The sequence below is a fragment of the Vibrio pomeroyi genome, assembly GCA_041879425.1.
Classification (GTDB): Bacteria; Pseudomonadota; Gammaproteobacteria; order Enterobacterales; family Vibrionaceae; genus Vibrio; species Vibrio pomeroyi_A.
The window spans coordinates 1,349,505-1,363,101 of record CP090855.1 but is presented as its reverse complement, the minus strand read 5'-3'; the positions used below and the strand labels follow the sequence as shown (position 1 = coordinate 1,363,101).

The window sequence follows — 13,597 nt, the reverse complement described above, 5'->3', positions numbered from 1 at the left end:
ACAACATGTTTACACGAGCCTTAGCGTTATTGGCGCTGTGCCTTTCTTTACCTGCATTGGCTTATCAAGAAGGCGATTCTTTATCACCAGACGTTATCGAGAAACTGCAACTAAACAACGATGAGCTGACCATTATCGACTTCTTTGCAGAGTGGTGTGTCTCTTGCCGTGAAGAGCTACCGGAAGTCAATCAACTCTACACCGAACTCAAAGGCACAGGCGTCACATTTAAAGGCGTCGATGTTGATGAAGATGTTGATGTTGGCTTGGCGTTTCAAAAGCAGCTAGGGCTGGAATTCCCTGTTGTTAACGACCCTGAACAGGCGTTGATTGCCGAGTTCAAGCCGATCGGCATGCCTGCGCTTTACTACATCTATCAAGGCAAGGTTATCAAGATTCGCTTTGGTGCCATTAACCACATTGGCGACGTCATTACTGACGACCTCACCAAGATGGGAGTGCAACTGTAATGCTAAACAAAGTCACCCTTATTGGGCTACTCGCTATTCCAATGACCGCAAACGCAGCTCTGGAACTCGACCTTAGTGGTTTAGGCAAAAAGCCCGTTGAACAACAAGCCAACGATAGCGGGACAAGCGAAGGCCCAATCATTGAAGAAGAGATCATCTCCAGCACTGTTTATTCAAGTGGCGGTGATTACTCAAACCCAGAAGCAAAACGTGCAACCAGACGAAATATTGAAATGGTGAAGCCCAAGGCAAAGCAACTGGTCATCGAAGAGAAAGCACCAGAAGTAAGCAACGAACCCTCTGCTCTGGCTTTCGTCGATGAGTTTCTTGGTATTGAACCAGTAAAGCCTTGGGAAAAAGGCACATTGGCTCAAAAAGAGATGAAACCCGGTGGCCCAGTACCTGAGTTCGACGTCTTTTCTGAAAAGGTCTTCGCTTACAAACAAGGTTCCGTCGGCGGCAGTGGTGTTGGTGGCGGTGGCTGTGGTTGTAACTAACCGAACCATCAACGAACAAATCAGTATTTAAAAACAAAATAAGAAAAAAATGAAAAAACTACCAATTACGCTGCTCAGTGCAGCGGCAGTGGCTAACGTGGCATTAGCTGAAGATCATATCTCTGTTCACTACCTTAGCTATGAGGAATACGATGACAGGGTATCAGCCAACGACACCATGGTTTCGATTGAGAAAAGCATCGGCTTAGATTGGACATTAAACGCAGAAATAAGCTACGACAGTGTTTCCGGAGCTTCACCAGCATGGGGGCCGACGACACCTCCCGCGTCCAATGCCGATCAAATCAATCGCGCCTTGAAAACTCAACAAGCACAAGACAAAACCAACGAAGTGATTCGTGCGGGGTACGATCCTCACCGTAGTGGTTATGAAATCCAAAAAGTAGGACTTGAAGACACCAGAAAATCCATCAGCTTGAGCGCGACCTATCGCGACACCTTACGTAACGAATGGACCCTCGGTGGTAATGCTTCACAAGAAGAAGATTATGAAAGCCTTGGTATCAATGGTAAAGGTTTAGTCTATGCCGACAGCGCGAAAAACCGTTCGTACAGCTTAGGTGGCTCAGCCCTTTTCGATAAGACTCAAGCGTTCGGCAAATACTCTCTGGGCTCATCCAATAGCCAGAGCTGGGAAGATATTTTCACTGGTAGCTTGGAAGCTGGTTTATCACAAACCTTCACGCCTAATTTATATAGCATTTTTACCGCTTATGCGGGTTACCGCAGTGGCTATTTAAGCAATCACTATTTAACGGTTCTGCGTGAAGTTGATATCAATGACGACGGTAAAATCGATGATGACGAAGTGTTCTTAGGGCAAGATTCTCGACCAGACACACGACTCTCTGGCGGTATTAATCTCCAAGCCTTTTACTCACTGTCCGATAGCCTAAAAATCCGACCAAGATACAAATGGTTCATGGATGATTGGGGCGTGATGTCTCACCAGTTAGGCGGCAAATTATCTTGGCGTGTGAGCGAATGGCTAACATTAGCACCGGGCTATTTCTGGTACACACAAGACGCGGCCGATTTTTATCGCGATCCAAGCAGTGCAGATCCTTCTTTTGCCTCAACAGGTTATGCCACTTCTGACCTTCGCTTAGGTAACTTCACAGCCAATGCTTATGAACTGGGTGCGAGTATTAAGGTACATAAGAAATTACGCTTGAATGCGCTTGCGGCGTATTACGAGCAGAGCAACGGTTTTGAAGCTCAATGGTGGGCGGTTGGAGCAACCTATGAGTTCTAACCTGCCCTTTGTACATCGTTTTCATGCGATGACCGTGCCCTGTGAAGTGCAAATCCTGTCGATTGATTTAGCTAACTTTCCAGGGGCAACTGCGAAAGAAATCGCCGATGAGATAGAGCAAAACACACGCCGTTTAGAAGACAAATATAACTTCTACTGCGAGGACTCGTGGCTAACACAATGCATTAATCAACGAACGTCATCTGATGTCGAACTCGACTCTGAATCTGCCGAAGTATTCCAACATCTCGACCGATTAAGCCAACTGACATTCGATACCTTTGATACTACGGTCGGCAGCATCAAACATCTTTTAAAACAAAAGCCAAAGATGCTACACAGCCACGCCTTCCAAGCTCTATCTTCTGCTTTAGGTAAGCAAGCATGGGAGCTGGAAGGGGCCGTCGAGCTACAAGGAACCGACAATCTACAAGGGACTGCAGCTCTACAAAGGACAAAGCTACACATCCCCGATTCACGCACTCGCTTCGATTTTGGCGGTGTTATCAAAGAGTACGCCGTCGACCAAGCGGTAGAGATTGGCAAACAACGTGGGGCGACGTCGATGTTGGTGAATTTTGGCGGCGACATCTATGCGTTGGGAACCAAACCGGATGGCTCGGCATTTAACATTGCAGTGTTGGACCCAAGAGACAACAAGACACCATTTTTCGCAGTGCCTCTAACCAACGCAGCGCTCACGACTTCAGCTCATAGCGAACGTCAGATGCAATTTGGCGACAAGACCACCTCTCATATTTTGTCGAAGCAAGGTGTTGAGAAAAAGATTCTATCGGTTACCGCGATTGCTTCTTCCACATTGGAAGCGGGCGTGCTCAGCACATCTCTCACACTGAACCCCAATATTTCAGTGCCTGAAGACAGCGCTGTTATCTACATCGACGATCAATTACACATTCACCAAAACACGGAGTTTTTGCATTCATGAAAAGCTACCTACTCACGTTAATTTTATTGTTTATCAGCTTTTTGCATGCTCAGGAAAACGAATTTCTTCCTGTTGAACAAGCCTTCCCTGTCACATGGGAAGCAACAGACCAAGGCGCGGTAATCAGCTTTGATACCCACAAGGGTTATTACCTGTACCAATCTCGATTCTCGTTCAAAGAAGAGTCATCATTATCGACACGAGAGCCTCAATACTCGCTGCCAGGTAAAGAAAAACAGGATCCTAACTTTGGTAACGTTGTTGTCTTTCACGAGCCGCTCACCGTTACAATACCTTACACCGGAAGTGGCAAACTCACCGTGCGTTACCAAGGCTGTGCAGACAAAGGGCTTTGCTATCTGCCACAAAAGTTAGTGCTCGATTTACCTATGATCGAGACCTTAGATGAAGCACTTGTCGAGGAGCAATCAAACTCTCTGGTTCAAACCCTCGGTGAGATCAGTGAAGACACGAATAGCTTATCTTCGTTCCTATCCCAAGCCGGTAAATTACAAGCGCTGCTTGTGTTCTTCTTGCTCGGTTTGGGCTTATCCCTCACGCCATGTGTACTGCCGATGATTCCAATTTTAGCCAGTATCATCGGTGGTGAAAAAGCGATGACAGGTAAAAAAGGCGCGGCACTTTCTAGCTCTTATGTTCTGGGGATGGCAACCAGTTATGCGATGACCGGAATCCTAGTTACCACATTAGCCAAAGGGGTCAACCTACAGGCTGCGATGCAACAGCCTTGGTTATTAAGTATCTTTGCGGCGGTTTTTGTTCTGCTTGCATTGGCCATGTTCGGCTTCTATGAACTTCAACTACCAGCCGCACTGCAGCAAAAACTCAACAGCGGCTCAGACAAGCTGGGCGGAGGTAAGATCGCCAGCGTGTTCGCTATGGGCGCAGTATCAGCATTGGTTGTGTCACCTTGCGTCAGTGCTCCATTAGCAGGTGCACTGCTGTATGTTTCAACGACTCAAGATTGGATGTTTGGCGGGGCGACTTTGTTCGTTATGGCACTAGGTATGGGCGTTCCACTTATCGCGATTGGAGCGAGTGGTGGACGCCTGTTATTAAGAAGTGGCGCGTGGATGGTGTCCGTAAAACAAGTGTTTGGCGTACTGCTATTGGCGGTCGCTATCGTATTGTTGAGTCGTTTTGTTGCTCCGTCGATCATCATGATCTTGTGGGCGCTACTTGCTATTGGGACTGGTGTACACTTCGGTGCGTTAGAAGCAGCACAACCGGGTTGGGCACGCACTCGCAAGTTCTCTGCTCTTCTTCCATTGAGCTACGGTTTGATTCTGTTTGTCGGTTATTTCCTAGGGAACACCGATCCGCTTAACCCGCTTGCAAACCGAGAATCTGCCCAACCTATTGCGGCTACTCCCTTTGAGAAAACAGACTCGATTGTTCAGCTAGAACAACAGATACAAAACGCTGCAAACGCTAAACAGAAAGTACTGGTCGACCTTTATGCGGATTGGTGTGTCTCTTGCAAAGTAATTGAAACGAATGTGTTCAATGACCAACAAATCAGCCCAAAACTGAAAGAGTGGAAGACAATAAAACTTGATGTGACCGAAAGCTCACCAGAACAAATGGCATGGCTTAACGAAAAAAATGTGTTCGGTCCACCAGCTATTTTCTTTTACTCGCCCGATAGCGGTGAAATAGAGCCTGCGCGTGTGATGGGAGATATTGATAAAGAGGGTTTCAATAACAAGCTTAAACTTGCCAATCAGCTTGCTGCGACTCGCACAACAGAGCCAACCAGCCTAGCGAATTAAGCACCCCCTAAACAAACAAAAACGCCCAATCATCGACTGGGCGTTTTTTGATTTGGTTTGCTGACTGAAGAAGCTTACTTCGACATTTCCAACTGCTGAACCACCGCTTGAGTCAGCTGTTCAGTATAAGGATTGATCTTCCAATGCTCTGGGCTCCAACCTTTGACAAAACGTTGGAAATCAGCCCACGCCACGTAAAACATTGGTCGCCATGCTTGTTCGACATCATCGAAGGAAAGCTGTGGTTGGTAGTGTGCCAATGCTTCTTTCAGGTGTTGGAAGTAAGTATCTAACACCTGTGATTCAAGCTCTGCACAATCTTGCGGCCTAATCGCACTGCTCATGAACAAAGCCACGTCTTTCATCGCACACCCGTTTCCAACATATTGAAAATCGACGGCAGCGGCGTTTTTGCTTTCTGAATCAAAACAGAAATTGGGTAACTTAGCGTCACCATGCACCAAGGTTTGATATGGGCACTCTCTGAGTAGACGGTCGATGTTTTGTGCTTGATTCTTCAGTGGGACATCTGCCAAAGCATTCAACTCATCGGGGCGAGTGTCTAGGTGCCAGTATGTGCCGACTTGCCACAATGATACCGACTGTTCTTGATCGATATGGATGTGCTTTGCGTGAAAGTGAGCGAGCCATTTTAGGCAAGCATTACGCTGTTTAATCTCGACAAATGTATAACGAGGTTGAGTACCTTTTACAACCGACTCATCAGAAGCGGCGAGTACATCGAACTGAGAAGTTAACGGGAAGCCGATATCCGCAAGGTCTTGCATCACGATAAGCCACTCGTTCTCTGCTATTTCACAGTGCAGCCCTATAGGGACAGGACAACACTCGTCCCACTGTTGAGTGAACGATTGATACCATGCCGTTTCCACTTGGTAAGAATGCACTTTGCGCTGGTGAGAGAGCTTAGTATTCCAACCTTTAGGGTGTTCCGCTTTATCTGGCAACGCGACATGTTTAACGATGACGCTGTTCATCGAAGCGCTGTTATCGTTAGCAAAGACCAAGCGAACTAACTCGCCGTAACCGCCCCACAAACGTTGAATAACTTGAACATCAAACCCTTGCTGGCAACCCAGTGAGGTCGCTATTTTTTGATAAAGCTCATTTTGATAAAGTTCAGGTTGGTTTTGACTTGAACTCGCTTGTGGTTGAGCAAGGTTGTTTGAGGGTATTGATTGAGACATATAACTCGTTACTGTGCTTTATCGGAGAGAAGATGTGACCACTGTTTTTGCCTATTCATGTAGTGCACCACGTAGCTACACACTGGCACAATTTTGAAGCCCGCCTGTTCAATTTCAGGCAAAACCGACTCCATCATCACCTTGCCAAAGCCTTTGCCTTGCAGTTCATCAGGAATACGCGTAGAGGTAATGTGCAATACATCGCCTTCCTTCTGATACTTAACAACCGCAAATTGGTTCGGTTCTAACTCAACTGTGATCTGGTTCTCTTCTTGAACCCATTTTACTGCCTTCATTCTCAACTCCTGCAAATAATTGATACGACAAACAATTAAAGTTTGAAGTATGAGTTCCTTGTAATAGACTAACGCAAGTGCATATAAATAAAACTAAGTACTTACAAACAAAGCAAATATTTTTAGAGTTCGCGAATTTACATAAAATCAGCGACAAATAAAAGCACTCTATAAATCATGCAAAGTACGCCTACTAAATCTAGCACGTAATAACCCCTTGTTAGCAAGTTATCAATATATCTAACAGACGCATGTTGGCGCATGGAGAACAAATAATGAACGCACCACTGAAGAAGCCTTTGGAGCATAATCAGGCACTTCAAGATCCTCGTAACCGCACCATTTCTACGATTAACAGTACCGATGCGCTGGCCATGATTGAGCACGGCAGTGAGTTGACGCTAAACGTCTCGACTCCTGTTGGCACCAAGTTTCTTGCCACTACCAAATTTATCGGTACTCACAGTGATAACTGTATTGTAATTGAGGTGCCGGAAGTATCGAGCGATGATCTACGCTTTTTCTTCCAAGAAGGCTTTTGGATGACCGCTCGTGCTTACTCTTTAAGAGGTGAAGGCGCACTTATCCACTTTAGATGCCAGATTCATCATACCATCGGCGAACCCTTCCCTATCATCGTGCTTTCAACACCCAGTACGATGCAAGTGACTCAGCTGCGTAAAGAGACACGTTATGAAGTGAACCTAAGCTCTCGAGTGATCTTTGATGATCAACGCATGAACTGCGAGATTAGAGACCTATCAAAAAGTGGCTGTCGCTTTGTGACCTCACCGACCGCTCGTTCGATCCAGGTTGCCGATAGAGTCTCTATCGAAATCACGCCTGAGAACTACAACGGCCCGTTGATTCCACCACTGAGAGGAATTGTGTGTAATCTTCAGAAATCTACGCACTACGCGCGCTATGGTGTCGAATTTGATGATATTGGTCGTGCTAACGCTAAAAACTTATTGGGTAAGCTCAAGTTCGATGGCACCAAGCTTCGTTTACGAAATGCTTAAGCGCTAGAGATTGTAGGAATCAAAAAAACAGCCATCGATAATATCGATGGCTGTTTCGTTTTATGGTTAACGGTTATTTAGCTAATTTACTTAAAGCGTTAAGCTACTTACGCAGCGCGTTGAGTTTAGCCTGAGCGATACCAAAGATAGTATCGATTGGGTAGCTACCCTCATCACTCGGTTCACCAGCGGCTTTACCCGTGAACAACTCAATCGCTTCGGTCACATGGTCAATCGCCCAGATATTGAACTCGCCCTTTTCAACCGCTTTAACGATATCGCTACGCAGCATCAGGTTGTGAACATTCGAACGTGGGATGATCACCCCTTGTTCATTAGAACGCCCTTTGATTTCACACACATCAAAGAAACCTTCAATTTTCTCGTTCACACCACCAATAGGTTGAGATTCACCGAACTGGTTCATCGAGCCAGTAATCGCGATATCTTGACGGTTTGGCTGCTTAGAAAACGCAGACACCACCGCACAGAACTCGGCCATACTCGCACTGTCACCATCCACGCCACCATACGATTGCTCGAAGGTGATATTGGTAGTGAGCGGCACTTTGGCTGTCTTACCAAACACGGAAGAAAGGTAAGCCGACAAGATCATCACCCCTTTGGAGTGAATACTGCCACCTAAGTCTACGTTTCTTTCAATATCAATAACTTCACCATCACCATAAGCGGTGGTTGCCGTGATTCGGTTTGGCGCGCCAAACATATGATCGGTCGTGCTGAGTACAGAAAGCGCATTCACTTGACCAACAGCCTGACCGTCCACATGGATAAGTGTTGTGCCATTAGTGAAGGTTTCCATTACGCTATCTTGCAATCGTCCGACACGCATCTGTTGGTTAGACAGTGCTTGGTCTACGTGCGTTGCACGAATCAGGTTCGATTTAGAACCTCTCGCCACGTAGTTAGATTCACGAAGCAGATTGGCAATATGCGCCGAGTGCAGAGACAACTTGCCTTGGTCACCCGCCTGACGAGAGCTGTGCTCAATGATGCGCGCAATCGCTTTGCGGTCACAATGCAGCATGTTGTTGTCATGCACGATGCTCGAAATGAATCGTGCGTAATGCATTTCTGAATCGGGTGTACGCTTCATCTCATCTTCAAAATCGGCCGTCACACGGAACAGTTCACCAAACTCCGCATCGTAATGTTGCAGCAGTTGGTAGGTACGATAATCACCAAATAGGATGATCTTAACGTCTAGTGGGATAGGCTCGGGATCAAGCGAGACCGCACCCGTTAACGTCACTTCTTTTTCTAATGAAGTGAAGCTCAATTGACGCGAACGAAGCGCACGCTTCAAGCCTTCCCAAACGTAAGGCTGTTCAAGAACTTTCACCGCATCCATCAGCAATACGCCACCGTTAGCTCGGTGTAAGCTGCCTGCGCGAATCAGTGAGAAATCTGTAAATACGGTGCCTTTGAACGTCGCCGTTTCTACATAGCCAAACAGAGAGTGATAATTCGGATTCTCTTCCACCACGATTGGCAAAGTGTCTTCCTTTTGGCTCACAATCACGTTGACCTTGTAACGACGTGGCATTTTCTTATCCAAGGAAGCAGTCGCCACTTCGGCCTGCTCAGTGCTCTCTTCTAAGAAAATATCGGCGTTATCGACAATATCTTTACGCAGCGCTGTGAGGTACTTCTTGATGTCTGGATATTGGCTGTAATCCTGCTTCAACTGCTTGATAAAGTGAGTGATCACATCGCGCGCCGTATCATCATTCAGCTTTTGGATTTTCTCAGTGTAAGTCTCTTCCAGCTCAGTCAACTCACGAGAAATAGTGCGCAGGCCAACTTCTAAGGCATCAATGGTTTTATCGAACTGGTCTTGTTCTTCTTCTGAAAGAAGATCGAAGCTCTCTTCGGTATGAAGATCATCGCCATTCATCGCCACAAACTGGTAATCACCCTGAGTGGTGATCGTCAGGTTGATGCCTTTCTCTTTCGCTTCTCGGCTAATGCTTTCTAGCGCGGCTTGTTGCTTGGCTGCTAACTGGTTTTTCAGCCTATCAGCACGGCTAAAGTACATCTCGTTATCAAACGCAAGAGGCATACCTTTCAGCAATTTACGCATCAGCTTTTCAATATCTTGCTTTAAGCTGCTGCCGACACCTCTTGGTAACTTGAGTACCTTAGGTGTACGAATATCTTCAAAGTTTGCGATATAACACCAGTCAAAAAGCTCCTGAACTTCTTGAGGGTGTCGGTTTAGATAGCGCAAGATCATGGTGCGTTTACCCAGACCGTTTCGCCCTATCGCATAAATGTTGTAACCCTTTTCCTTGATTGACATCGCGAACTCAACGGCCTTTTGAGCGCGTTCTTGCCCGACGATCTCGTCAATTGGAGCCAGTTCTTTGGTCGACTTGCATGGTAACTTCTCGAGTTCTGCTACCTGATACAGCTGTTCTGTATTGAGTCTTTGAATCGCCATCGCCGCCTCCTTAGTCCTTCATTACTTGGGTGTAGATAAAATCAGTGTAGATGTAATTTCCTATAAATTTAGTGACTTACGCTACACAGCTGTTCAACTGCACAAATAACACACAATTTAGTGCATTTTTACGAATGTCGAGGGTTTTAATTCACCAACTTAACATGTGAATGATTTTAATTTGCAATTGATAATAAATATCATTAACATTTTCAGATATTGTAAATTGAGGATGTGGACATGGAAATTGAACGATGCTGGATGCACTACCTAAAAGCTGAACAGTTAATGGAGCAAGGTCACTGGCCAGAAGCACAACGCCTTTACGGTGATGTTCTCAATTCTCTCCCACATCACATCCAAGATGCGGCATACCAAAGCGATATTAAACCCTGCCAGTTTGCTTGCCTACTTGCAGGTTTAAGAGACGCAAGCGTTGCTCAATCAGAGATTCTCAACCGTTTAGGACAGCATCAACAAGCCTTTGATACCTTGAACCAGTCTTATGCTCTGATGCAATTTATCTCGCTTGAAAGCACCGAACTGATTCAACGCACCTATGGGCTATTGGAAAAGCAGAGTGAAGACCTGCTCAACCACCTAATCGCTTTTTGCAGTGCTCAGCGCAGTTCACATTGGATGCTCGAACTAGAACAAATTCAACGTGCTCATCACCATTTTGGGCAACTAAAAACAACGTCAGAAGTTCAATCTTCACCTAATGTCTTAAATTGATAAGGATATATCATGTCGGACCGGGCCATTCTTAAAGTTAATAACCTCTCCGTAAGTTTCAAAACCAATGATGGAATCATTGATGCGGTAAAAAAGGTTAACTTTACCCTTAACTCAAGCGAAACCTTGGCCATTGTTGGTGAATCAGGTTCAGGTAAATCCGTCTCTTCCAACGCGCTGATGCGTTTGCTGCCTGATAACGCGATTATCGATGAGCAATCAGACATCGAGTTTGAAGGTCAATCGATTCTTGGCAAAACTGAGCGAGAAATGCAGTCAATTCGTGGCGATAGAATCGGCATGATCTTTCAGGAGCCAATGACCTCTTTGAATCCATACCTGCGTGTCGGTACTCAAGTGGCGGAAGCCATTATGTGTCACCGTAAGGTATCGAAATCAAAAGCAAAACAGCGCGTATTAGAGCTGTTCAACCTTGTGCATTTACCTATGCCAGATCAGGCTTACACCAAATACCCACATGAGTTTTCTGGCGGTCAGCTACAACGAATCATGATTGCGATGGCTCTGATCAATGAACCAGATATTCTGATTGCAGACGAACCTACCACGGCGCTAGACGTAACCGTTCAAGCTGAAGTGCTCTCTCTTATCAAAGAGATACAAGGCAAAATGGGCATGGCGATTCTATTCATCACCCACGATTTAGGTGTGGTGAAGCACTTTGCTGACCGCGTACTGGTGATGTGTAAAGGTGAATTAGTCGAAGAAGGGCTTACTCAAGAGCTATTCGATAGCCCTAAGCACGATTACACACGCATGCTGATTAACTCGATTCCGAAAGGCGCGAAGGTTCCAGTTGAGGCATCCGCTCCTGAACTGCTTTGTGCAGAAGATATTCGCGTGAAGTTCTTGATCAAATCTCACTTTATCCAAAGTAAGAACCAGTATTTCGAAGCGGTTAAAGGCATTTCGTTGAAACTGAAACAGGGCGAAACCTTGGGCATTGTGGGCGAGTCTGGTTCCGGTAAATCGACCCTTGGACGAGCTTTGATCGGCTTGCTGCCAAGTAGTGGGCGTATTGTCTACAAAGGCCAAGACGTCAGCTTATTGACCGATAAAGAGCGCCACAAGCTTAAGAAAGATGTTCAAATGGTGTTCCAAGACCCTTATGGTTCTTTATCACCACGTATGACGGTTGGGGAGATCATCACCGAAGGCTTAACGGTGCATCAACCTCACTTATCAAAACAAGAACGTTTAGAAAGAGCGCGCAAAGCACTGATTGAGGTCCGCTTAGAACCAAACTCAATTAACCGCTACCCGCACGAATTCTCTGGCGGACAAAGACAGCGTATCGCGATTGCTCGTGCGTTGATCCTTGAGCCATCTTTCATTCTGTTGGATGAACCGACGTCGGCACTCGACCGCTCAGTGCAACTGACCGTGATTGACCTGCTGAAAGACATTCAAGCCAAGCACAATATCGGCTTCCTGTTCATCAGCCACGACCTTTCGGTAGTCAAAGCACTTTCTGATCGTGTGTTAGTGATGCAGAAGGGTGAAGTGATGGAAGAAGGCGCGGCAGAAGAGATTTTCAATGCGCCGAAAAACGACTACACCAAGAAACTCATCGCGGCGTCATTCGACTTAGAAAATAAATCGGAAAAAAATGCCGCATAGAGGGAACTAATCAAGATTAACAGCGTCTTATAAGTACATTCTGAAAAAGCATCTAATGGATTGCACTCTAGAATGGATATAGCAAAACTGGTTTGGCCGCCAAAAGAGAAATGTCGCATGGATGCGACATTTTTCGTTTCTGAAAGATAATAATTTTCAGTCTCTCGACGAAAAAGTTTGAGCTTAGCGATATAGAGACTTGGTTGACTCTCTGACGATTAAATCAATCGGTGGTAATCGCGCTTCATGTCTCTCGCCTGAAAGTAAATTCAAAATAGACTGCGCACACACCTCTCCAATCTCTTCAATCGGCTGTCTCAAGGTCGTTAATGCTGGCGTGAAATACTTCGACGTTGGCAAGTCATCAAAGCCAATCACGGATACATCTTCTGGCACCTTGTAACCGTGGTCATGCAACGCCTTAATCGCGCCGTAAGCCGTTTGGTCATTGGCCGCGAACAGAGCAGAAAAGTGAATCTTCGACTCAATCAATTCAACAGTTTTCTCATAGCCAGACTCACTACTAAAATCCCCTTGCTTGACGAGCTTTGGCATCACCTTGATACCCGCCTCTTGCAGCGCTTTTTTATAGCCTTCAAAACGATTACCCGCGTCAGGTTGGCTCGAAAGTCCTTTAATATGAGCAATGTTCACATGCCCTTGTTGCAATAAGTGAAGCGTCGCCATGTAACCGCCTAGCACATTATCGATGTTGATTGAACGAACGTTGTCTTCAGCAAAGTCATAACCGACTGCGACAATCGGGATGTCTTGTGCGTACTTAGCAATATCCTCTTTGGTGATGCTGCCCGTTACGATGATCATGCCATCGACATTGCTCTTAGCTAGATACTCCAAAGCATGTATCTCGAGTTTTTTCTGCCAATGCCCCGTTGCTATGACTAACGAATAGCCTTGAGCTATCAGGGTTTTCTCCATGTCGTTGAGGATACGACTGGTATAAGGGCTATCAGGGTGTTGCACCAATACGCCTATCGTGAGTGAACGGCGATTGATGTTCTCCTGCATTTGAAAGTTGGGCTTGTAGCCAGTGTCTTTGATGGCCTGCTCGATGTTCTGGCTTTTATCATCCGACACATAAGTGGTTCGATTAAGAAAACGAGAAACCGTGCTTGGGGAAACGCCGGCGAGCCTAGCTACATCGTATACGGTGGTTTTTTTAGTTTTCGTGCGCATCTCGATACCCTAATCCAGTGACATTTGGGGAGCCCTAGAGCTCCCCATC

Annotated in this window: 12 protein-coding genes; 8 read left to right on the top strand and 4 right to left on the bottom strand. The window is 46.0% G+C overall.

The window, feature by feature from the left end; genetic code table 11:
* Positions 1 to 5 precede the first annotated feature (5 nt).
* From L0992_21950 to dsbD, 5 genes are read left to right on the top strand one after another with little or no spacing between them, the layout of a single operon-like run.
* Positions 6 to 470 (top strand): TlpA family protein disulfide reductase, encoded by a 465-nt coding sequence (locus L0992_21950; GenBank protein ID XGB69062.1) that lies wholly within the window; start codon positions 6 to 8, stop codon positions 468 to 470.
* Positions 470 to 967 carry a DUF4266 domain-containing protein gene (locus L0992_21945; protein XGB69061.1) on the top strand — a complete coding sequence of 166 codons (498 nt, stop codon included), beginning with the start codon at positions 470 to 472 and terminating at the stop codon, positions 965 to 967. The genes L0992_21950 and L0992_21945 overlap by 1 nt, the downstream gene beginning before the upstream one ends.
* A 49-nt stretch (positions 968 to 1,016) precedes the next feature.
* Positions 1,017 to 2,243 (top strand): DUF3570 domain-containing protein, encoded by a 1,227-nt coding sequence (locus L0992_21940; GenBank protein ID XGB69060.1) that lies wholly within the window; start codon positions 1,017 to 1,019, stop codon positions 2,241 to 2,243.
* Positions 2,233 to 3,192, top strand: a complete 960-nt coding sequence (locus L0992_21935; GenBank protein XGB69059.1) for an FAD:protein FMN transferase — start codon at positions 2,233 to 2,235, stop codon at positions 3,190 to 3,192. Before L0992_21940 ends, L0992_21935 begins: the two co-directional genes overlap by 11 nt.
* Complete coding sequence (dsbD, locus tag L0992_21930; protein XGB69058.1) at positions 3,189 to 4,985, top strand: protein-disulfide reductase DsbD; 1,797 nt, start codon at positions 3,189 to 3,191, stop codon at positions 4,983 to 4,985. Before L0992_21935 ends, dsbD begins: the two co-directional genes overlap by 4 nt.
* Positions 4,986 to 5,059: 74 nt before the next feature.
* Here the strand turns inward: dsbD and L0992_21925 are convergent, their stop codons facing one another.
* Positions 5,060 to 6,193 (bottom strand): phosphotransferase, encoded by a 1,134-nt coding sequence (locus L0992_21925; protein ID XGB69057.1) that lies wholly within the window; start codon positions 6,191 to 6,193, stop codon positions 5,060 to 5,062.
* A gap of 8 nt (positions 6,194 to 6,201) precedes the next feature.
* Positions 6,202 to 6,489 carry an N-acetyltransferase gene (locus L0992_21920; GenBank protein XGB69056.1) on the bottom strand — a complete coding sequence of 96 codons (288 nt, stop codon included), beginning with the start codon at positions 6,487 to 6,489 and terminating at the stop codon, positions 6,202 to 6,204.
* A 275-nt stretch (positions 6,490 to 6,764) separates the two neighbouring features.
* Between L0992_21920 and L0992_21915 the strand changes: the two genes are divergently transcribed.
* On the top strand, positions 6,765 to 7,511 hold the full coding sequence (locus L0992_21915; GenBank protein ID XGB69055.1) for a flagellar brake protein: 747 nt from the start codon (positions 6,765 to 6,767) through the stop codon (positions 7,509 to 7,511).
* 103 nt (positions 7,512 to 7,614) lie between these two features.
* On the opposite strand, the gene L0992_21910 is transcribed toward L0992_21915, so the two are convergent.
* Entirely contained in the window at positions 7,615 to 9,975 is a 2,361-nt protein-coding gene (locus L0992_21910) for an AAA family ATPase (GenBank protein XGB69054.1), read from the bottom strand.
* 240 nt (positions 9,976 to 10,215) lie between these two features.
* On the opposite strand from L0992_21910, the gene L0992_21905 reads away from it, so the two are divergent.
* Both L0992_21905 and L0992_21900 read left to right on the top strand, forming a co-directional pair.
* Positions 10,216 to 10,710 carry a hypothetical protein gene (locus L0992_21905; GenBank protein ID XGB69053.1) on the top strand — a complete coding sequence of 165 codons (495 nt, stop codon included), beginning with the start codon at positions 10,216 to 10,218 and terminating at the stop codon, positions 10,708 to 10,710.
* Between the two features lie 12 nt (positions 10,711 to 10,722).
* Positions 10,723 to 12,351 (top strand): ABC transporter ATP-binding protein, encoded by a 1,629-nt coding sequence (locus L0992_21900; GenBank protein XGB69052.1) that lies wholly within the window; start codon positions 10,723 to 10,725, stop codon positions 12,349 to 12,351.
* Positions 12,352 to 12,534: 183 nt separating this feature from the next.
* On the opposite strand, the gene L0992_21895 is transcribed toward L0992_21900, so the two are convergent.
* Entirely contained in the window at positions 12,535 to 13,548 is a 1,014-nt protein-coding gene (locus L0992_21895; GenBank protein ID XGB69051.1) for a substrate-binding domain-containing protein, read from the bottom strand.
* Between the last annotated feature and the right edge of the window lie 49 nt (positions 13,549 to 13,597).

Excerpts from the sequence above, each read along its gene's own strand:
- L0992_21925 (XGB69057.1), bottom strand. The coding sequence starts at position 6,193 with ATGTCTCAATCAATACCCTCAAACAACCTTGCTCAACCACAAGCGAGT.
- L0992_21935 (XGB69059.1), top strand. The coding sequence starts at position 2,233 with ATGAGTTCTAACCTGCCCTTTGTACATCGTTTTCATGCGATGACCGTG.
- L0992_21895 (XGB69051.1), bottom strand. The coding sequence starts at position 13,548 with ATGCGCACGAAAACTAAAAAAACCACCGTATACGATGTAGCTAGGCTC.
- L0992_21950 (XGB69062.1), top strand. The coding sequence starts at position 6 with ATGTTTACACGAGCCTTAGCGTTATTGGCGCTGTGCCTTTCTTTACCT.
- dsbD (XGB69058.1), top strand. The coding sequence starts at position 3,189 with ATGAAAAGCTACCTACTCACGTTAATTTTATTGTTTATCAGCTTTTTG.
- L0992_21910 (XGB69054.1), bottom strand. The coding sequence starts at position 9,975 with ATGGCGATTCAAAGACTCAATACAGAACAGCTGTATCAGGTAGCAGAA.
- L0992_21915 (XGB69055.1), top strand. The coding sequence starts at position 6,765 with ATGAACGCACCACTGAAGAAGCCTTTGGAGCATAATCAGGCACTTCAA.
- L0992_21905 (XGB69053.1), top strand. The coding sequence starts at position 10,216 with ATGGAAATTGAACGATGCTGGATGCACTACCTAAAAGCTGAACAGTTA.
- L0992_21940 (XGB69060.1), top strand. The coding sequence starts at position 1,017 with ATGAAAAAACTACCAATTACGCTGCTCAGTGCAGCGGCAGTGGCTAAC.
- L0992_21900 (XGB69052.1), top strand. The coding sequence starts at position 10,723 with ATGTCGGACCGGGCCATTCTTAAAGTTAATAACCTCTCCGTAAGTTTC.
- L0992_21920 (XGB69056.1), bottom strand. The coding sequence starts at position 6,489 with ATGAAGGCAGTAAAATGGGTTCAAGAAGAGAACCAGATCACAGTTGAG.
- L0992_21945 (XGB69061.1), top strand. The coding sequence starts at position 470 with ATGCTAAACAAAGTCACCCTTATTGGGCTACTCGCTATTCCAATGACC.